Below are 19241 nucleotides of genomic sequence, written 5' to 3'. Positions count from 1 at the left end.
TTACGAAGGAAGTGGGCGAACCAACCTTTGGAAACTTTTGTAGATGCTTTAGAGGCTTTTCGGACAGCCATGTCTTTTCGTTTTGTGGCATGGCTGAACGAGAATCGAGACCTGTTTGCCGCTCACAAAGCGCGTTTTGGCTTGGTTTGGGCTTGAAATTTGTTTAAGTACCGTTAGTTCGATCGCACGATCTCGATCGAAGGCTATCGATGGTAAAGCGATCGCGATCGAGAAGCTTTTTCTAGATCGATTTATCGGTATTTGGAAACGCTCGAACGTCAAGAACGAACGTTTAAATACGTTTCTAACCCGATGTTCTGTTTGTATTCGTATAAATTGAGTACTTCAGCGATCGCTATTTTTTCGATGCGATCGTAAATCTAGTCAATGCAAATTGACGCAGACTATTCGAGCGAAAAAAATTATAGGAGAATCAATAATGAGAGTTGGAATTTTAGAAGTGATGGCACTTCCTTCGCAGTCTTGGACTGAAAAACTGCATCATACTGTTCTGACAAAACAATATGCGAGTCTGACTCCTCAAGCCATTTCTGTTTGGTGTCGCCAACTCGGTCATCAAAGCTTTTATGCAACCTATTACGGCGTGGGAAATCCCGAACAGTTGCTTCCGAAAGATTTAGATGTCGTCTTTTTCTCTTGTTGTACGCTGGCCAGTTCTCTCGTCTATGGATTGGCGAAACTGTATCGTCAGTTCGGAGCCTTTACTGTCATTGGCGGATCTCATGCCGAATCGTTTCCCGCCGATTGTTTGCGCTTTTTTGACTTAGTGGTGAAAGACTGTAATAAAGAACTGATTTTCGATATTGTTTCAGGACAGTTTGAGAAAGGACATTACATTTCCAGTGCCAAACCTTTTACAGATTGTCCGACGGTTGAAGAGCGAATGCCTGAAATTTTAACGGCGTCGTTTTTTAAGAAAAAATGGCCGAGCGTGTTTACTAGCGTTCCGATGGTTACGAGTCTGGGTTGTCCGTACACTTGTGATTTTTGTATGGATTGGAACAGTCCTTATCAGGTGTTATCCAGCGATCGCTTGTCCAACGACCTGCACTATTTAGCCAAAAACTATCCGAATACAGTCGTGGCGTTTCACGATCCCAATTTTGCCATTCAATTCGATCGCGTCTTCAACGTCCTCGAAAGTATTCCACCCGAGTCGCGGATGTCCTACGTGATGGAATGTTCTTTAAGCATTCTGACACCTTCAAGAATTGCCCGATTGCGAAAAACGAAGTGTATTGGGGCGTCTTATGGGGTCGAATCTTGGCAAGACGATTATTCGACTAAAGCGGGATTGAAATTTAAAAAAGGGTTTGAAAAGGTCGATCGCGTCTCAGAACACGTCGAACAACTGTACGAACACGTCGCTTACCAACAGGTGACCTTGTTGTTTGGACTCGATACCGATAAAGGAGACGAACCCGTCGAGTTAATGAAGCGTTTTATCGAACAAACTCCTTCAGCTTGGCCAGTTATTGGAATTCCCGTTCCGTTTGGAGGAACGCCAATGTTCGATCGCTTTTGGGCGGACGATCGCATTTTAAAATCAATGCCGTTTACATTTTACTATTTTCCCCATTTGGTGACACAACTCAAACATTACGATGCCATCACTTACTATGAAAAGCTAATCGAGTTGTCGGACAGCGTGGCGTCAGAAAAACTGATGAAGAAACGACTCAAAACCTCAAAAAACAACCGTACTCGGCTAATTCATTTCGTTCGACAAAAAGGAGAAGCGGTGGTAAAAAAATACTATCTTGAAATTTTAAATCTACTGCATACCGACAAGCAATTTCGAGATTTTCACGACGGAAAATCTACAGTATTACCCAATTTTTATCAGCAGAAATATAAAAAAATCTTAGGTCGTTATGCAGAATTAGTTTCGCCGGAAGAACAAACCCCCTCCTTGGAGCAAATTCAACCTCAAGTTGTCTAAGTTGATGCTAGAACGGATTTTAAAAATTCTGATTATCGTTGTCGATTGTGCGGGACCGCTTCTTATCGCTGTTGGTCTGTTTGCAGGTATTTTGCACGTCACCCTTTTGGATATCAGCTTGTTAGTGGGAATGCACGTTATTACGATGGGAGGCGTCACCGTGGGATATCATCGCTTGCTGTCTCATAAAGCCTTTAAAACGGGTGTCAAAACTCGGCGCATTTTGGCGATTTTGGGGGCGATGTCCGGTCAAAGCGATCCGATTCGGTGGGTCGATCTTCATCGTCGCCATCACCGCTATGAAGATGTCGAGGGAGATGTCCATTCTCCCCATCTTTCCGGTGAAGATTTTTGGGGGCGTTTAAAGGGATTTTGGTATTCCCATTTAGGCTGGATTTTTGATGACGATTGGGAACGATCTGATTTTCGTTATGCGGTCGATATTCAAAACGATTCGGTTATCTGTTTTGTCAGTCGATATGCGTTAGTCTGGCCGCTGCTTTCTTTTGTCATTCCGGCGGTTCTTGGAGGCGTTTTAACCGGAACTTGGACGGGGTTTTTTAGCGGTTTTTTCTGGGGCGGACTGGTTCGGTTAATATTCGGTCATCATGTGAGTGCTTGTGTTAATTCCGTTTGTCATGTGTGGGGAAGTCGCCCGTTCGTGACGAAAGATTATAGCTGCAATCATGGGTTAGTTGCGATACTGACTCTTGGCGAAGGATGGCATAACAACCATCATGCGTTCCCGTGTTCGGCACGGCAAGGTTTAACCGGGTGGCAAATCGATCCGAGTTGGTGGTTTATCCAACTTTTAGAAAAATTGGGTTTGGCTTGGGATGTGAGAGTCCCTTCACAAAAGGAGATGTTACGTCTCGATCGCTCTCGGTTGCAAAATACGTAGCAATACTAAAAACCCGCGATGCAACCCTCAAAAAATAGACGATAGCAATAGTAAAGTAACTCGTGGCAACCTCCCATTTCAGTAAATTGCCGTATAAGATCCCCGGCATCTCCAAGATGCCGGGGATCTGGAGGACTAAAGATATTTAAAGCCGCGATCGCTCTCTCAAAAAATAGACGATAACAAATATAGCCCAGCTTTCAGACGGTTCATCGGGGTTCTCCAAATGTGGAGTTTGTTTTATCGAAACCTTCGACTCCTAATTTTAACCATTTGCCTCATCGTCGTTTGGGGCGTCTCTTCCTATCAGACTTTACCCCAACTGGAAGACCCCGAATTCAGTCAGTGGTACGGCGGTGTATTGACCTCCTTTCCCGGTGTCAGTGCCAGTCGCGTCGAAACCTTAGTCACGGAAAAAGTCGAAGGAGTTCTCGAGGGAATTCAAGATCTTCGTAAAATCGAATCCACCTCGGTATCTGGGTTGTCCTCAATTTTTTTAGAAGTGGAACCGACGGTGGACGACGTAGACGAAGTGTGGTCCCAGGTGCGCGATCGCCTCTCCGATGCCGTTCCGCTGCTTCCTCAAGGGGCTGGAGATCCCGAATACGTCCCCTTGGATTTTCGCGCCCTCGCTGCTGTCGTCGCCCTGACGTGGGAAGCGGACAGTCCCCCCAATTCCGCCATTTTGCGCCGCCAATCGGAAGAATTGAGCGATCGCCTGCAAGCCATTAACGGTAGCGATCGCCTCGTCTTTTTCGGCCAACCCAGCGAAGAAGTTATCGTAGAAGTCGATCCCGATCGCGCGGCGGTGTTGGGACTGACGCCGCAACGCATCTCGCAACAGATTCGCGGACGGGATGCCAAAGTCGCCGCCGGACAGGTATACGGCGAACAGAACCGTCTCGTCCTCGACTTAGCCGAACCCCTCGATTCCATCGATCGCCTGCGACAACTCCCCCTCCGCAGCCACGACAGCCGCAGCTTGCACCTCAACGACTTGGCCGCCGTCCGTCAAAGCATTCGCGAACCCCCCGCCGAACTAGCCCGCGTCAACGGAAAACCCGCCGTCGTCCTGGGAGTACAAATCGACACCAGCCTCCGGGTCGATCGCTGGGCGCAAGAAGCGTATCGAGTTCTCGACGGCTTGCGGGACGACCAACCCCCAGAATTGGGCATCGAAATCCTGCTGGATTTGAGTCAGTACGTCGAAGCCAGACTGCAAAACCTCGTTTACAACCTGCTGTTGGGCGTGTTTTTCGTCTGTCTCTGCACCGGAATCATGATGGGCTGGAAATCCGCTCTCATCATCGGTTCCGCCCTTCCCCTGTCGATTCTGATGGTGGTGGGGTGGATGGGAATTTTAGACATTTCACTCAATCAAATCTCCATCAGCGGCTTGATTATCGCCCTGGGACTGCTTATCGATAACGCGATCGTGGTGGTGGACGAACTCACCCATTTCCTCAAATCCGGGTACAGTTCCGCCGCCGCCATCGACAAAACCGTAAAAACCCTGGCGACGCCGCTGTTGGCTTCGACCCTCACCACCGTCATCGCCTTCGTCCCGATTCTGCTGCTTCCGGGGGATAAAGGGGAATTCGTGCGCCCCCTCGCCCAAGGGGTGATTTTGGCGTTGTTGAGTTCTCTCGGGTTGTCCCTGACGGTGGTTCTCGCCATCGCCGGACGGTTTTATCGTTCTGGTAACGCGGTGGCGACGGGGATTTCTTGGTCGCCGCTGACGCGGGTGTATCGAGGAGCGTTGAGCTTTTGTTTGTCCCGTCCGCTGCTGGGGATGGTGTTGGCGTTCGGTTTGCCGATTTTGGGGTTTCGCGTGGCGGGACAACTCCCCGAACAGTTTTTTCCGGCGACGGAACGGAATCAATTTCTCGTCGAGTACGAGTTACCCCCGTCGGCGTCGATGGCGGAAACGCAAACGGTGGTTTCTCAAGCGGAATCGCTGTTAGAAGATAATCCCCGCGTGACGGACGTTTACTCGTTTTTCGGGGTGCGATCGCCCGCGTTCTATCAAAATATGCCCCCCAAGTTTGCCAACGAAGGACCCAACTACGCCAGTAGTTTCGTCATTTTGGACGATTCGCGGGAGGTGCCGCAATTGGTGGAAGCGGTGCAACGGGAACTCGATCGCAATTTACCGTCTGCACGGGCGATCGCGCGTCAGTTGGTCTTCGGACCCTACATTCCCGCCCCCATCGAACTTCGGGTGTACGGGGACGATTTGGCGACGTTGCAACGTCTGGGGAACCAGTTGCGATCGCTCTTGGCGGGAGTTCCCGGTATCGTCCACACTCGGGTGGATTTGGGGGAAACCTTACCGGGGTTGGCGTTGCGGTGGGACGACGACGCGTTACAACGGGCGGGACTCAGTTCTGTGGAGATGGCGGAACAGTTACAAGCCAGTTTAGACGGGATCGTGGGCGGGTCGATTTTGGCCGGAAGTGACGAACTCCCGGTGCGGGTGCGTTGGAGTAACGCCGACCGAGGGAACGTGGAACGGATTGCGGCGTTGACCTTGCAAGGAACGAACGCTTCGCCGCCGCTGTCTGCGGTGAGTTCGTGGACGCTGGTACCGCAACTGACGGCGATCTCGCGTCGTGAGGGCGTCCGCGTGAATACGATTCAAGGGTTCGTGCGGGCGGGGGTCTTACCGGCCGTGGTGTTGGCGGAGTTTCGCCAGCGGGTGGAGGCGGAAGGCTTTTCGGTTCCTCCGGGGTATCGTTTGGAAATCGGCGGGGAATCTGCCGAACGCGATCGCGCGGTGGAAGAGTTGATGTCTGCGGTGGGGGTGTTGTTGGTGATGATGGTGGCGACGTTGGTGTTGTCGTTGAACTCGTTTCGTTCGGCGGGGATTATCGCCATCGTCGGTGTGGGTTCGGTGGGGTTGGGGATGCTCTCGCTGTGGCTGTTCGGCTATCCGTTTGGGTTTATGGCGATGTTGGGAACGGTGGGGTTGGTGGGGGTTGCGATTAACGATTCGATCGTCGTGTTGGCGGGGATTCAGGACGATGCGAAGGCGGCGGTGGGCGATCGCGGGGCGATTCGCGAGGTGGTGGTGCGATCGACCCGTCACGTTTTGACCACGACGTTTACGACGATGGCGAGTTTTGTTCCCTTGATTTTGGGCGGTGGCGGGTTTTGGCCGCCGATGGCGATTTGTATTGCGGGTGGGGTTGGCGGTGCGACGCTGTTGGCGTTGTTTTTCGTTCCTTGCGCGTATGTGTTGGTGAAACGGCCTCGGGTCAGTTGAGATGAGGATGGGGTGAGGTGATGAGGGGATGGGGAAACCGTTAGGGTGAGGTCGAGCGATCGCGACAAAATTCTCGCACAGCGCGCACCACCGTTAAATCTGTCCCCGTTTTTCGCAGTTGCAACCACTGGTTGCGTTGCGGTGACGGCGGGAAACGTCAGACTCGTCGAAATTTCTTGGTACTCTCCCCCTTGCAAATATAAGATTTATAATGCTCGAGGGAGCTAACAATGAGGAAATGCACGAATTTAGAGGTCTGCGTTAAACTGATGTTATTCTGACACCTTAAAATAGATAGATATACATCGATGGATGTTAAAGAATTTCTCAAACAATGGGACTCTGGAAAAAAAGATTTTGACGGTATTTATCTAAGAGAAGTTGATTTATTTGAAGAGGCAATTCAATTAAATGTTTCTAGACCTATTTTGCATTGGGCGACAGGCATCAGTTTTAGAAACGCAAAACTTTTAGGAGTTAATTTCAGTAGATCGGATTTATCTAACGCCGACTTTGAAAATGCAAATTTGAAAGGCTCTATTTTTGCACCTTGTAGACTACAAGGTGCTATCTTTAGTAATGCCAATTTGAGTCAAGCCTGTTTGAGTCAGTCAATTTTGAATGGAGCTAGTTTTATCGGAGCAAATCTTGAAGGTGCAAATCTTGAATCATGTCAATTAGAAAATGTAGATTTTTATGGTACAAATCTCAAGAATGCGAATCTGAGAGATACTAATTTGAATAAGGCTGTCAACCTGCAATATGCAATATTAGACAACACAATATTTGGATGTCTACATGATATCCGTAGATCTGATATTTATCATGCCAAATCAAAAACAATTAAACAAGGAAATAGTAGCCCAAAAGATAGAGCAAAACGATTGCTAAGAGAATATCAAGGCGGAAAAAGAGATTTTAGCAAATCGAACTTAATTGGTGTTAGTTTAATTGACGTCAATCTAGAGAATATTATATTAAACTCGGCTCTTCGGAGTTTAGGGTGACAGAAAAACTAACTTCACGAGATTTCAAGGGTTTTGGCTCTCGAATCTTCAATTTTTTGTATCATGCTATACATTTATAACCACAAACTCCGAAGACCCTTAAACTCTGCCGATCTTCGCCATACAAATTTGACAGGAAGTAATCTCAAAAACGCTAATTTAAGCAAAGCTTTGTTGACTGAAGCGAATTTACAGAATTGTAATTTACAAGAAGCAAATTTATCTGAAGCTGACTTGTCTGGATCGAATTTGCAGCATTCCCAGCTTATAGAAGTAAATCTCCAGCTAGCTTTGCTGGATGTAGCAAATTTATTGAGTGCAGATTTATTTGGAGCTAATATGAATTTTGTGTCTTCAATTGGAGCGAACTTTGCTGATGCCAACCTAAGAGGAGCAATGCTAGTAGATTCTAATTTGACAGAAGCCGATCTAATTAAAGCCAATCTTATCGTCGCAAATCTAACTCGAGCAAATTTAACCAAAGCTAATTTAGCATATGCAAATTTATCACTGGCTACATTGGAAAGAGCCAACCTATTTCAAGCTAATTTGATCGGCTCCAATTTCGATCGCGCTACTTTTGTAGAAACTAATTTTAGCCAAACGAAAGGACTTTGGAGCTGCTCCACAAACCGCCGTTACGCAACTTGTTGGAAAACAGTTTTTCCTGATGGCGAAATTGAAATGAATCCATGGCGATTCTAATCTATAGAAACTGCGACCTCAAGAGAGCTTTAGGGCGAGGTCGAGCGATCGCGACAAAATGCTCGAACGGCTCGAACTACCGTTAAATCCGTCCCCGTTTTTCGCAGTTGCAACCACTGGTTCAGTTGCGCGATGCTGACGGCGGGAAACGCCAGACTCGTCGAAATTTCTCGGTACTCTCCCCCTTGCAATGCCAAAATCAACAGCGCATCCTGTCGGTACAGCCAGAGTTCGGGAACGGCGATCGCACTGTAAATCGGAAGTTTGCTCTGAGAACGATGGGCGATATCGACTTCAACAGCCAAATCGGGGGGAACGTTCGAGGATATCTCCCCATCAAGTCCCTGAGCCGCCTGCGCGTTTTGAATAAAAAAACAACTATTCGGTTCGATACCCTTAGCAAACTCTGAGCTGTCGAACCTCGTCGAACCGAGATTGTTGAATTCTAGCCCCAACTCCTCCGCCAGTACTAATACAATGGCGGCAAGAACTCGGTTGACGATTTCATGAAACGCCCCCGGCATTCTAATTTCTAACACTCCATCGTTGTAAGCAATGCGAGTTGCGCGATTTTCTCCCAATTCCCCCAACAACGCGATATAGCTTTCCCAACTCACGCCGCTGACGCGAATCGCACTATCCGGCGTAAGTTCGATCTGACTGAGTGGTGTAGCGAGGGTGACGGTCATGGCTGACTCGATCTCGATCGGTTGCATCTATTGCAATCCTACACTTTGGATAGTAATAAATAACCTTTTGACGGTCGGGTGCAAGCGGCTTGTTAGACCTCACTGCGACTTTAACAGTTCTTCAACAGTCAGTTCGATGTCGCTTGCAATTTGCCATAGAAGTCTCGGAGAAATATCACGTCCTTTATGAAACGGAACAGTTGCCCCTCGACCATCTTCATGCCGAAACTGCTTGTGTGAACCTTTTTGACGAACCTCTACAAAGCCTAGATTTTCTAGAATACGTACAACTTCTTACGGCTTCAGAACGGGAATGTTACTCATGGACTACTGAACCACAATCTGCTGTATACCAACAAACTCGGTCTTGAATGCTAATTCCTCATCTTCCAAAAGCATCTCAATGACTTCACGAAGGTTTTCGTGCAACTCATCCAAAGTTTCTCCTTGGGAGTGCGCTCCAGCAAATCCAGGGACATAACCCACATAGAGGTTAGTGTCAGAATCTTGCTCGATAATTGCAGTGAATGTTCTCATAAGCTAAGGTTTTCTGAATCAATATTAAATGTATACCGGGTAAGAGTTTTAAAACTTTTTTTAAAAAAGGTGCAAGGTTTTTTTTAGATCGAGATGCTCCAATGCTCGGAACCTTGAGTGGGATGGGTCTTCGGGACTTGTGGTGTAATTTGTTATTTTGAATGCAAAATTGGGCGGGGGCGCATTGCCATGACGCCCCTACAGTAAGGGTCTTACTTATCATAAAATTAGCTTATCACCTTAAACCCAGAAGACCCAGTGGGATTGAGATTTGGCGACCAAACTTCTCCCCGTTGAAGCGGCTCGGTCATGGCTAATCTTCTCGATCGAGCATCGCTGAATCATCACCCATTCCAGCTTCAGTAAGAGTACAGTCTTCTTCTGCAAACTCAGTTGCAAGGGATGTCATGGCTGACTCGATCTCGATCGGTTGCATCTATTGCAATCCTACACTTTCTTAAAGAAACTGGGTTTTTAGAGGGATTTCAATAAATCCACTGCCAAAATAGAGCAAAAATTCAAGCTGTAGTCTAGGCGTTTTCTTAGACGCTATAACTCATCGATCGTCACCAACCCACCCTCCGTAAACTGAATGACCAGTTCTTGCTCGTTAAGCAGTGCGGTTCCAATCAACGGTCGTCGCCCAGTCGCAAACACACGAACATCTCGTTCTGCTCCATCCCAAAAGATTGTCGCCTGATGGACGGGCAAAAAGACTGAACTGTTGTCTGCCAGGTTTGCAGGTAAAGTGTACAAAAATGGAAGTCTGAGCAAATTTACGGCCTCTGACGGGAGGCAAAGGCGATCCGTAAAGCCTGTATCGATGACAAACTCGATCGGAAAAGTTGCACCATTCACCAAAAGAAAGGTCAATGAGACGATCGCATTTCTATCAGTCACCATACCGGAAATCACTGCTCACCCGCTCCATCACACCACCGAAAGAAGCCGCTACATTATAGCCGATACGGATGCCAAAGAGTCTTGCATACGGGGACTTTTCCTGAAGGCTTCGGGCTGCCTGTAGCCCGGTTTCATCAACTTCATAGTCACCTGTCTCAACATTGATGATGACCATTTTGCCAATATTTTCTTCTGTTTCAACCTTTTGGCGAATTCCACCTTCGTAGATTTGGTAGGCGCGTTTCGCCACTTCTTCATTGCTTAACAGGATCGCTTGCATAGGTTGACTTTCGATCGCTACGTTAACATCTGAGAACTCCTTTATCATATCTCGCCAATTCAAGTTTGAAATGTAACTAAATCTCAGAGCAGGCAGGTAGCGAGGGCGACAGTCATGGCGAACTCGACGGCGAGAGAATCGATCGAGTCCAAATCCTACACTTTGGCCTCACGCGATCGACAGCTTCTTTTTAAAGAAACTTGTGCTTAAGCGGTGTTTCGTGGAATTCGCTGCCACAATGGGGCAAGACGAATCGCGGTCTGGATTGTGAATACGACGCGATCGCCCGCAAAAGCACGCCTCAACAACACTCCACACCCCCCATCTCGACAGTCACGCCGAAACGTTGGGAGAACCGATCGTGAAACGGGTCAAAGATATCCTTCGAGCATCTCTGTCGCCCCAGCGACTCATCGCTTTGGGTGCGATCGCCCTGGCGTTTTTCGGCGGATGGATGCTGAAAAAACCGGAATCCCCCATCGCAGCGGCCGATGTAGAGGGCGAGGTGGAAGTGGAAACGCCGCTTCCGGTTCGCGCGATCGCCCTCCAAGAAACTGCCACCTACGAAGTGGAAGAATCTTACAGCGGAACTGTAGAATCTCCCCGCAGCAGCGATGTCAGCTTCCAACATTCCGGCGTTGTCGCCACGCTCTTCGTCTCCGAAGGCGATCGCATTGCGGCGGGAACCCCCCTCGCCGTTTTAGATACCCAAGAATTGGAACTACAACGGGCCGAACTCCTCGCGCAGATCGATCGCTCCCAAGCCAGACTCGACGAATTGCAAGCGGGATCGCGGGTTCAAGAAATCGAAACCGGACGGGCGAAAGTGCGTCGCTACGAAGCCCAACTGGAACTGGCCGAACTCACCGCCAAACGGCGTCAAGACCTCGTCAGACGCGGTGCGATCGCTCAAGAAGAAGCCGACGCCGCCCGAACCAACGTAGACATCGCCCAAGCGGAACTCGACGCCGCCCGTAGCGAACTGAACCTGTTGTTAGCGGGAACTCCACCCCAGCAGCAAGCGGCGCAACAGGCCGAAATCCGCCAACTGCAAACCCAAGTTGCATCGCTCGAGTTGACCATCGCCCAACATACGCTGTACGCGCCGTTTTCGGGAACGGTGACAACGCAGTACCTCCACGAAGGTAGTGTCGTCTCGGCGGGAACGGCGGTGATGCACTTGGTTCGCGACGAAGCCTTAGAGGTGCGAATTGGCGTCCCGCTGGCGATCGCGTCTACCCTCCGCCTGGGATCTCGGCCGCAAATTTGGCTGCAAGATACGCCCTATCGCGCCGTGTTGAAGTCTGTTTTACCGGAAGTCGATACGCAAACCCAGACGCAAACCCTGTTATTGGAGTTACCTCCAGAGGTTCCCGCCGTTCCCGGTGCGGTGGTGCGGTTGACGTTGCGTCAGGCGGAGGCGACACCGGGGTATTGGCTGCCCATGACGGCGTTAGTGTCGGGAGAGCGCGGGTTGTGGACTTGTTACGGCTTGCGGGAAATCGAGGGGGACTCGTCGGTTTACGCCATCGAACCCCATGCGGTGGAGGTAATTCGCGCCGAGAGCGATCGCGCCTTCGTTCGCGGAACCCTGCAACCGGGCGATCGCGTCGTCGCGGAGGGGGTTCATCGCCTGGTTCCCGGCCAACCCGTCACGGTACTCGAGAGCGACTCCCCACAATAAGCCATGAACCGCTACTTTCTCGGCGATTATGCAGGGGGCGCGTTTCAACTGTTGGGAACACCCCATCTCGTGGCGTTGGCGATCGTGGTTCTGGTGAATTTGTCGCTGTGGCGTTGGCGACGTTCCCGACGGTTTGGCGTCGCGGTTCGTTACGGCTTGTTGGTTCTGTTGGTTTCTAGCGAAGTGGCATGGCAACTGTGGAATCTGGCAACGGGAAAATGGGCGATCGATACCATGCTTCCCCTCGAATTATGTGGGGCGATGACCTATATCAGCGTCGTGGCATTAGTTACTGGAAACCCCATCTTTTATCCCCTTTGTTATTTCCTCGGCATCGGCGGCGCAACCGCTGCGTTGTTGACCCCTGCCCTCGGAATTTATGGGTTTCCTCATTTCGTCTTCGTACAAACTTTTATCAATCACGGCGCGATTTTTACAATGGGATTGTATGTCGTTATTTTTAAACACTATCGATCCAAATTCAAAAGCATTTTATGCTTGTTTTTGGGGTTTAACCTTTACGCGACATTCGTTGGCATCGTCAACCTAATCCTGGGGAGCAACTATTTATTTTTAGTTCACAAGCCACCGAGTCCGACTCTCTTCGATGCACTCCCGTCTTGGCCTTGGTATTTACTTTACTGTGAAGGTTTAGTATTTTTAGTATTTTACGTTTTATATTTTCTTTTTAAAATCAAATATATTTTACACCAAAATCATTAAAAAAATGAGATTTTTAATATTTTGTTAATTTTCATAATAATTATTGAGTTCTACAAGTGAAAGTGTCACGCGAGTTATACAAAAATTCATATATCTAAAAGCGTTAAATATTGACAGTTTTTTATTTCAAATGTTACAAAGCAATAGCTCAGGACTTCCTTAAAAAACATCGTCTTTGTTCTTATCTAGATATATAGTGATGGATGTAACCCAAATTGCCAATGGAGCAACCGATCGATTTTTCGATCGCTTCCTATCTGGACTGACCCAAAACCAAGAGTTACCCTTTAGTTTTACCCTGCACGATCGCGACGATTCCCACCAGATTATCGGCGACTCCGAACCCATTTTCGACCTTTACATTAAAACCGAAGCCGGTCGAAACGCCTTACTTTCCCTCAATCAACTCACCATTACCGAAGCCTATATGAACGGCGACATCGAAGCCGAAGGCGACATCATTCAAGCCATGTCGTTAGGGGATTTGATGTCAGATTTCAATCCACTGCTGAAACTATGGCAGCGGCTTCAGCCGATGTTCTTTGGACGGGAAAAATGCAATCCTCAATGGATTGCCAAACACTACGATTCTGAGAATATCCAACTCATCGCTCTCGACACCAACTATCACGTCTACACCCCTGGTATTTACGAAAGCGAGGAAGATAGTCTCGAAGTTGGAGCAGAACGCAAACTCGAATTTGCCTTTGAATCACTCAACCTTAAAGCAGGCGATCGCTTGCTGGAAGTGGGGTCGGGGTGGGGTGGATTTCTCAGATATTCAGCATCTCGCGGCGTCCACGTCACGGGAATTACCCTGTCTCGACATCAAGCGCAATTCGTCGAAAACCTTATCGAAGAACATCAATTCAACGCCGAAGTTCGCTATCAAGACTTCTTCACGTTCAAACCCGATCGCAAATACGACGCGATTTCCATGATGGGAGTCATCGAAGATTTGTCAGATTACGAATCGGTGATGCAGAAACTCCCCGAACTCCTCAACCCAGGGGGACGGGTGTATCTCGATTTCGCCGCCGACAACCACACCAACGGAACCCACAGTTTCGTCACGAAATACGTTTGGCCTGGGGCGTTTCGTCACGTGGATATGCCAGAATTCGTGGCAGCGGTACGGAAATCACCCTTCGAGATTGCAGGATTGTACAACGATCGCCGCAATTATTATTTGTGGGCGAAAGGGGGATACGAACGTTGGATGCAGCGGAAAGCCGAAGCGATCGCGCAGTCAGACGAACGGTTCTGGCGGTTGTTCCGTATCCTCTGTGCGGGAACCGCCAACGCCATGAGCAAACCTTCGTACAGCGTCACCGCCTATCGCGTTGTGTTGGAATATCCCGCAGATTATCGCGGGTAGGGTGCGTGACTTGAAAAATCGGGTGTAAATCCTTAGACCTATAAATCGTCACGCACCGCCAATGTACACCACCCACATACAAGGATGCGTTACGCGGTCAGAAAATAGGATTGAAATCCAGTTAATGAGATTTCCGTGTAACGCACCGACTCCGCAATGGTAAGGTGTGTTACGCGGTCAGAAAATGGAATTGAAATCCAGTTAATGAGATTTCCGCGTAACGCACCGACTCCTCGATCTTGAATTTTGTCGGCGTTAAATTAAACCCATATTAATTAGCAAGATTCCAAACACGAAATGTACGAGCGTGACTCCGACTAAGTTGTACGTTCGCTTATAGACGAAGCCAAAAATCAGACTCCCGATTAAGGTTAAGACAATCGCTTGCGTGCCGTAAGGAACGTGAAACATTCCAAAAAACAACGCGGTAATAAAAATTCCCGCGCGTCCCTTGCGATCGACCAAAAAGTTTTCAATTGAAATCTGAACTGCGCCTCGAAGTAACTCTTGAACGTAGCTGTGCGCGAGATAAATTAAAAGAACGACAGAACCACCCGGCCAAGTCCAAATTTTTGAAGCGAAATCGGAACCTGGAACGATCCGATCGAGGACTAATGCAATTCCCCAAAACGCGATCGCACCGACGATACTCACCACGACACCATCGCGAAGTGAGGGTTTGAGATTGCGAGTCGTCACGCCAATTGCGCTAAAAGACAAGTTCAAATGACTTCGTCCGAGGAGTGCTGGAATCAACACGACAACGACGAGATATCCGATTAAAAAAGGTAAGGAAGTTTGAGGGTTGTAAGTCGGGAAAAAGTCGGCGATCGCAGCGTTAACGCTGGTGACGATAAACAACGATAAGAGAATTAAAAATAAAAAGTAAGCGAAGTGATTTCGCTCTTGTAATTCGTCGATTTGTTTTTGCAGCGTTCCGATGTGGCGATCGCTCAGCAGTCTTAAGTTTTCGCTCACCTGTTGGGTAATCGTTCCGCTAATCCCATTGATAATTTTAAAGGCGTCGGGAACGAGATCGATAAACGTCTGTTTCGATAAAACTGCGATTTTCGTGTCTGGCGTCGCCGCTTGAATAGAACAACTTCTCGGCGAACCATCGACAAAAGACATTTCTCCAAAACTTTCGCCTTCTGACATTTCTTTAAATTTCAGATTGTTTTGGGTGTTTTCTTCAATTTTGTAAAGCTCGACTTGCCCGGATATCAAAAAATAAATCTCGTCTGAAATTTCTCCCTCTTTGCAAATGAGATCGCCAGGATTGTAAGACCGTAATTTACAAGCTTTTTCGATCTCTAAGATTTGATCTTTGTTTAATTTTTTTAATATTGCAAAATTTTCCAGCATGACGCTCCCTTTTTACTTACTTGAAACCCGGAAACGCGATAAGTCAATATTTAGATAGATCGAGCTTAGCATAATTATCTCAACCTTTCAATAGTTTGTTGCAAATTTATAGAAGTTTAACGATCGAATAAAATCCGAAGCAATGGAAATCGGTTTGGCTTTTCGAGCGGTTTGCCTCTAGTTTTATAACTCTAGTTAAGATTTTTTAAATTTCCTTGAAGTTATTTTGAAGATAAAAAAGGTCGATCGCAATCTATGATAAATTTTAAAAAAGTATCGATACCGGCAATCACAAAATATGAAAAGCACTCCGAGCGATCGCGATCGGACAGTTTGTAATGTGTGCGACAATCCAGGGACAGTCGATCGCGCAACAGAGATCGCGCAAATTCCGTCGAATATGAAGAGATTTCAACATCAGTACTTTACAGTATGGCGGTGTAAAAACTGTTCTTCTCTCCATTCTCAAGAATCTGTAGATTTAAATGTTTATTATAAAGACTATTTTAGCAATATTGGTTTAAATTATTTTACAATTTGTAGCTATTGGAGCCAAATTCAATTTCTCAGAAAAAACGGACTTCAGAAAAATCGTCAAATTCTCGATTTCGGTTGCAATCACGGCTCGTTCGTATCGTTTTTAAACAAATTGGGATACAAAGGAGCGATCGGCTACGATCCGTATGTCCCTCAATTTTCCGATCGCACTGTACTCGATCGCCAATACCACATCGTTACGTCTTACGATGTCATCGAACACTTTGAAGAACCTCGCGATTTGTTTGAAGAAGCCGTTCGTTGTTTGGAACCGGGTGGCTTGTTCCTTATCGGAACACCAAACGCGCAAGAACTCAACTTATCAGACGTTCATCGTCCAGAATTTCATCAACCCTATCACCGACATATTCTTTCAGAACGCGCCTTAATCGATCTCGGCGTTTCCTACGGCTTAGAAGTGGTTGAGGTCGTCGATCGATGGTGTTTCGATACGCTATTTCCGGGGGTCAACACCCGATTTATTTGGTCTTATGTTCGGCGAATGGGAAACGCGATCGATAGTTTGGAAGATACGCCACGTATTGGTATGGTATTCACTTCCCCCCTTCTTTTATTTTACTTTTTTTTAGGTTACTTTTTCCCGATACCAGGAAATATGATAATTCTGTTTCGCCGCCCTTTGTGAATTTTCGCGGTAAATTCTAGAAGAACGTCAAAAAAAATCAAAGATCGCGAAACGGTAACTGACTGTACCCGATAGCAAATCAAGCAATTTTTGCAGGATTGTCAAAGTACTGATGAAAGCGATCGACAATGTACTTCGATGCGTTTTCAGACTGAATTGTTTGGCTAAAAGTACGAACCCTCGCTTTTAAAACTTCGTCGCTGACAACAGAAGAAATTGCCGCCGAAAGACGGTCTACAGTTAATTGATGTTTGAAAACTGACGATCCCAATCTCAACTTAGTAATTTGGTTAGCCCACAGAAAATGATCGCCAAAAAACGGAACCACGACCATCGGAACACCAGCTTTCAGAATAGTTGCAACAGTTCCCGGTCCGCCGTGATGAACCACAGCAGCCACTTTCGGAAACAGCCAATCGTGGGGAACAGAATCGATTTGAAAAACAGTATCGGGTAAATCCGTATTGGCGATCGCGCCCCATCCTGTAGCTAAAATACCTCGCTGTCCCGTTTGTGCTAACGCTTCTAAAATCAACTCAGTCATCACGTCGGGGTTGCGACTCCGCATACTGCCAAACCCAACAAAAACCGGTGGCGAACCGGCGTCGAGAAAATCCACGAGATCCTGGGGAGGTTCCCAACTCGAAGGGCGATCGAGTGATAAAAAGCCCGTCACGTGCATGGTATCTAACCAATCTTTCGGTTTCGGTAACAGTGCGGGACTGTAGGCGTAGAAGACTTTCAAACGCTTCTGCACGACCATATCGTGATAGGGGCCGAGTATCGAATAACCCGGTAAACCGAGGGTTTCCTCAATCCACGAGTTGACGCCACCTCGCACGACGTGCCAGTAAAACTGATAGGTTGCGCCCCAGCTCAAACGGTTGTAAAACTCCGGTCCGTCTACGAACAAACCGGATACCCACGGACAAGCAAACGCTCTTGTTGGCGTTGCCGGTGCTGGTGCTAACGCAAAAGACGGGATACCGAGAGCTTGCGCCATGCGATCGCACACCAAGGCTAACGGATGCCAAAAAATAGCGTCGGCACCTTGACAAGCATTCCACAGATCGTCTAAATAGCGTCGTCCCATTTCGACAATACGTTGACTGTTGGCACGAATCCAATCAAACCCTTGACCTTTGGTATCCGTCCATTCTTTACCACTGTGCCAGTATTCGGGATCGCCACATAACGGAGTAAAATCGAGGCCGTAGCTGCGAACAAACGACTCAAATAACTGATGCGTTGCCACCTTAACTGTATGACCGGCCGCCTTCAGTTCGACGCCGATAGCAATGCCCGGTTGAACGTCTCCACGGGAACCGACTGCTAAGATTGTAATCCGTGCCATTTTTTGTCTTGAGTCGCAATTTTTCACGCTAAGCCATCTGACTGAAAAAAATTTTTCAGTCAGTACGAAGACGCCAAATTGATGTTCTGATAAAACCTCTATGTCTGATCTGTTCTTGTTACGAAACAGACGACTGATGGTAGTGCATTACGCAAACTGAGCGATCGATCTAAATCCGATTTTAGTCAAAACAAATCAAAACCTAGAGATTTTAGTAAGTTTCAGCATCTAACCGCCCACGGTATCCCATAGGATCGTGCGATCGCCATATATTTAAATATTTTGTAACGTTCTGATAGGCGATCGGTCGTATCGTATAAGGGGTGCATCTCAATGAGTGCAAAAACATCAGTTTTGGGTGGCAAAATTCCCGATTAGCACTTCCGGTATAAGATCCCCGGCATCTCCAAGATGCCGGGGATCTGGAAATTGAGTGCGCCCAATTCGATGAATTTACATTTTTGAGATGCACCCTCGTATAAGTTTGTTGCCTCTCGATCTGAATATCTTGCGTCAAACTCTTTCCTTATATTTCCTTAAGACCCGATAATTCACGGTCGAGAATGACATGAGCCAATCCTTCTGGCGTTCCCAAATCGATGTATTCTCCATCTTCAAAGAAAACAGTTCTGACATTTAATCCACGAGTAATCGCGAGGTTAAATATATTACCAATGGGCTGTTGTTGAGCTTCCAGTGAAATCGCCATATACTGATTCAGCAGTTTAGAAAACGTGGGAGACCATACTGCAATTCCCCAAGTGTTAAAAACACTCGATCCCTTGGGTTTGTCTAACACCTCGATCGCCTTACCGCTTGAATCAAAGCGAACCGGCCCTAACTGCTCGGGTTTAGAGGTTGGAAAAACGCCTAAAACCAAATCTGCTTGGGACGCCAAAATTTCCTCTCGAATAGCACGGATAGCATGAAAAGGATAGAAAATTGTATCTGGGAGAGCCAAAAAAACATAAGAATTTTTATACCATTGAAAGCCTTTATTAATTGCATCAGACAATCCATAAGGCTCTTTTTGATGCAAATAGGCTATATTGATATCGAAATCTCGACCGTCACTAAAATATTTAATAACTTCAGTTTTGCGATCGGAGATAACCGTCAATACAAATTGAATGTTAGCATGGCGCATCGCTTGAATAGAGTACTCCGCCGCCGCTCGAGGATAGACTCGTTTTCCATTCTCGCGATCGTCTGTTTTAAAAAAAACGGGCAACAACTCTTTCGCCTTAGTGGTGCAGAAAACTCAGAAGGGTCATAGGGATTGACAAAAAGCAGCCGTTCTGGAG

General features: G+C 47.4%; 18 protein-coding genes and 1 pseudogene. 10 read left to right on the top strand and 9 right to left on the bottom strand.

Annotation, left to right across the window (positions count from 1 at the left end; translation table 11 throughout):
• The 6 genes and pseudogenes from GEI7105_RS41225 to GEI7105_RS39640 form a co-directional block, all read left to right on the top strand.
• A pseudogene (locus GEI7105_RS41225) lies at positions 1-156 on the top strand (IS701 family transposase); the annotation flags it as partial.
• A 283-nt stretch (positions 157-439) separates the two neighbouring features.
• Entirely contained in the window at positions 440-1963 is a 1524-nt protein-coding gene (locus tag GEI7105_RS0103570; RefSeq protein WP_017659112.1) for a B12-binding domain-containing radical SAM protein, read from the top strand.
• A gap of 4 nt (positions 1964-1967) precedes the next feature.
• A complete protein-coding gene (locus GEI7105_RS0103565; protein WP_017659111.1) occupies positions 1968-2864 on the top strand; it encodes an acyl-CoA desaturase in 897 nt (298 codons plus the stop codon).
• Positions 2865-3090: 226 nt separating this feature from the next.
• The gene (locus tag GEI7105_RS0103560; RefSeq protein WP_017659110.1) at positions 3091-6129 is read left to right on the top strand and encodes an efflux RND transporter permease subunit; all 3039 of its coding nucleotides are present in this window, start codon (positions 3091-3093) and stop codon (positions 6127-6129) included.
• A 308-nt stretch (positions 6130-6437) separates the two neighbouring features.
• On the top strand, positions 6438-7136 hold the full coding sequence (locus tag GEI7105_RS39645; protein ID WP_017659109.1) for a pentapeptide repeat-containing protein: 699 nt from the start codon (positions 6438-6440) through the stop codon (positions 7134-7136).
• A 63-nt stretch (positions 7137-7199) separates the two neighbouring features.
• The gene (locus GEI7105_RS39640; RefSeq protein ID WP_071591961.1) at positions 7200-7841 is read left to right on the top strand and encodes a pentapeptide repeat-containing protein; all 642 of its coding nucleotides are present in this window, start codon (positions 7200-7202) and stop codon (positions 7839-7841) included.
• A gap of 29 nt (positions 7842-7870) precedes the next feature.
• Here the strand turns inward: GEI7105_RS39640 and GEI7105_RS0103545 are convergent, their stop codons facing one another.
• The 6 genes from GEI7105_RS0103545 to GEI7105_RS0103525 all read right to left on the bottom strand — a co-directional run bounded on the left by GEI7105_RS0103545 (position 7871) and on the right by GEI7105_RS0103525 (position 10250).
• The gene (locus GEI7105_RS0103545; RefSeq protein ID WP_017659107.1) at positions 7871-8557 is read right to left on the bottom strand and encodes a Uma2 family endonuclease; all 687 of its coding nucleotides are present in this window, start codon (positions 8555-8557) and stop codon (positions 7871-7873) included.
• 72 nt (positions 8558-8629) lie between these two features.
• Positions 8630-8812, bottom strand: a complete 183-nt coding sequence (locus GEI7105_RS40920) for a type II toxin-antitoxin system HicA family toxin (RefSeq protein ID WP_245555442.1) — start codon at positions 8810-8812, stop codon at positions 8630-8632.
• A gap of 45 nt (positions 8813-8857) precedes the next feature.
• Positions 8858-9067: a type II toxin-antitoxin system HicB family antitoxin gene (locus tag GEI7105_RS0103540; protein ID WP_017659106.1), complete on the bottom strand. Its 210-nt coding sequence runs from the start codon at positions 9065-9067 to the stop codon at positions 8858-8860.
• 313 nt (positions 9068-9380) lie between these two features.
• The gene (locus GEI7105_RS40310) at positions 9381-9503 is read right to left on the bottom strand and encodes a hypothetical protein (protein ID WP_017659105.1); all 123 of its coding nucleotides are present in this window, start codon (positions 9501-9503) and stop codon (positions 9381-9383) included.
• A 113-nt stretch (positions 9504-9616) separates the two neighbouring features.
• Positions 9617-9970, bottom strand: coding sequence for a clan AA aspartic protease (locus GEI7105_RS0103530; protein ID WP_202804382.1), 354 nt, complete (start codon positions 9968-9970; stop codon positions 9617-9619).
• A complete protein-coding gene (locus GEI7105_RS0103525) occupies positions 9960-10250 on the bottom strand; it encodes a hypothetical protein (protein WP_035492647.1) in 291 nt (96 codons plus the stop codon). The genes GEI7105_RS0103530 and GEI7105_RS0103525 overlap by 11 nt, the downstream gene beginning before the upstream one ends.
• A gap of 361 nt (positions 10251-10611) precedes the next feature.
• Between GEI7105_RS0103525 and GEI7105_RS0103520 the strand changes: the two genes are divergently transcribed.
• From GEI7105_RS0103520 to GEI7105_RS0103510, 3 genes are all read left to right on the top strand, one after another.
• Positions 10612-11934: an efflux RND transporter periplasmic adaptor subunit gene (locus GEI7105_RS0103520; protein ID WP_144053653.1), complete on the top strand. Its 1323-nt coding sequence runs from the start codon at positions 10612-10614 to the stop codon at positions 11932-11934.
• Positions 11935-11937: 3 nt separating this feature from the next.
• The gene (locus tag GEI7105_RS28900; RefSeq protein WP_017659101.1) at positions 11938-12657 is read left to right on the top strand and encodes a YwaF family protein; all 720 of its coding nucleotides are present in this window, start codon (positions 11938-11940) and stop codon (positions 12655-12657) included.
• A gap of 199 nt (positions 12658-12856) precedes the next feature.
• Positions 12857-14035: an SAM-dependent methyltransferase gene (locus tag GEI7105_RS0103510; RefSeq protein WP_017659100.1), complete on the top strand. Its 1179-nt coding sequence runs from the start codon at positions 12857-12859 to the stop codon at positions 14033-14035.
• A gap of 255 nt (positions 14036-14290) precedes the next feature.
• Here GEI7105_RS0103510 and GEI7105_RS0103505 read toward each other — a convergent pair whose 3' ends face one another.
• Positions 14291-15400 carry a cyclic nucleotide-binding domain-containing protein gene (locus GEI7105_RS0103505; RefSeq protein ID WP_017659099.1) on the bottom strand — a complete coding sequence of 370 codons (1110 nt, stop codon included), beginning with the start codon at positions 15398-15400 and terminating at the stop codon, positions 14291-14293.
• A gap of 298 nt (positions 15401-15698) precedes the next feature.
• On the opposite strand from GEI7105_RS0103505, the gene GEI7105_RS33075 reads away from it, so the two are divergent.
• Entirely contained in the window at positions 15699-16583 is an 885-nt protein-coding gene (locus GEI7105_RS33075; RefSeq protein ID WP_083862303.1) for a class I SAM-dependent methyltransferase, read from the top strand.
• A 79-nt stretch (positions 16584-16662) separates the two neighbouring features.
• Here the strand turns inward: GEI7105_RS33075 and GEI7105_RS28890 are convergent, their stop codons facing one another.
• Both GEI7105_RS28890 and GEI7105_RS0103485 read right to left on the bottom strand, forming a co-directional pair.
• Positions 16663-17937, bottom strand: coding sequence for a glycosyltransferase (locus tag GEI7105_RS28890; protein WP_017659097.1), 1275 nt, complete (start codon positions 17935-17937; stop codon positions 16663-16665).
• A gap of 526 nt (positions 17938-18463) precedes the next feature.
• Positions 18464-19168, bottom strand: coding sequence for a sugar phosphate nucleotidyltransferase (locus tag GEI7105_RS0103485; RefSeq protein ID WP_144053652.1), 705 nt, complete (start codon positions 19166-19168; stop codon positions 18464-18466).
• Between the last annotated feature and the right edge of the window lie 73 nt (positions 19169-19241).

It is taken from the genome of Baaleninema simplex PCC 7105, from assembly GCF_000332355.1.
Taxonomy (GTDB): Bacteria; Cyanobacteriota; Cyanobacteriia; order Cyanobacteriales; family Geitlerinemataceae; genus Baaleninema; species Baaleninema simplex.
Note: the sequence above shows the minus strand (reverse complement) of the source record. Positions and strands in the feature narration are given on the sequence as shown.

Excerpts from the sequence above, each read along its gene's own strand:
- GEI7105_RS0103560 (WP_017659110.1), top strand. The coding sequence starts at position 3,091 with ATGTGGAGTTTGTTTTATCGAAACCTTCGACTCCTAATTTTAACCATT.
- GEI7105_RS40310 (WP_017659105.1), bottom strand. The coding sequence starts at position 9,503 with ATGCAACCGATCGAGATCGAGTCAGCCATGACATCCCTTGCAACTGAG.
- GEI7105_RS0103510 (WP_017659100.1), top strand. The coding sequence starts at position 12,857 with ATGGATGTAACCCAAATTGCCAATGGAGCAACCGATCGATTTTTCGAT.
- GEI7105_RS0103540 (WP_017659106.1), bottom strand. The coding sequence starts at position 9,067 with ATGAGAACATTCACTGCAATTATCGAGCAAGATTCTGACACTAACCTC.
- GEI7105_RS0103530 (WP_202804382.1), bottom strand. The coding sequence starts at position 9,970 with ATGGTGACTGATAGAAATGCGATCGTCTCATTGACCTTTCTTTTGGTG.
- GEI7105_RS39640 (WP_071591961.1), top strand. The coding sequence starts at position 7,200 with ATGCTATACATTTATAACCACAAACTCCGAAGACCCTTAAACTCTGCC.
- GEI7105_RS0103525 (WP_035492647.1), bottom strand. The coding sequence starts at position 10,250 with ATGCAAGCGATCCTGTTAAGCAATGAAGAAGTGGCGAAACGCGCCTAC.
- GEI7105_RS0103570 (WP_017659112.1), top strand. The coding sequence starts at position 440 with ATGAGAGTTGGAATTTTAGAAGTGATGGCACTTCCTTCGCAGTCTTGG.
- GEI7105_RS0103505 (WP_017659099.1), bottom strand. The coding sequence starts at position 15,400 with ATGCTGGAAAATTTTGCAATATTAAAAAAATTAAACAAAGATCAAATC.
- GEI7105_RS39645 (WP_017659109.1), top strand. The coding sequence starts at position 6,438 with ATGGATGTTAAAGAATTTCTCAAACAATGGGACTCTGGAAAAAAAGAT.
- GEI7105_RS0103565 (WP_017659111.1), top strand. The coding sequence starts at position 1,968 with ATGCTAGAACGGATTTTAAAAATTCTGATTATCGTTGTCGATTGTGCG.
- GEI7105_RS28890 (WP_017659097.1), bottom strand. The coding sequence starts at position 17,937 with ATGGCACGGATTACAATCTTAGCAGTCGGTTCCCGTGGAGACGTTCAA.
- GEI7105_RS33075 (WP_083862303.1), top strand. The coding sequence starts at position 15,699 with ATGAAAAGCACTCCGAGCGATCGCGATCGGACAGTTTGTAATGTGTGC.
- GEI7105_RS0103545 (WP_017659107.1), bottom strand. The coding sequence starts at position 8,557 with ATGCAACCGATCGAGATCGAGTCAGCCATGACCGTCACCCTCGCTACA.
- GEI7105_RS28900 (WP_017659101.1), top strand. The coding sequence starts at position 11,938 with ATGAACCGCTACTTTCTCGGCGATTATGCAGGGGGCGCGTTTCAACTG.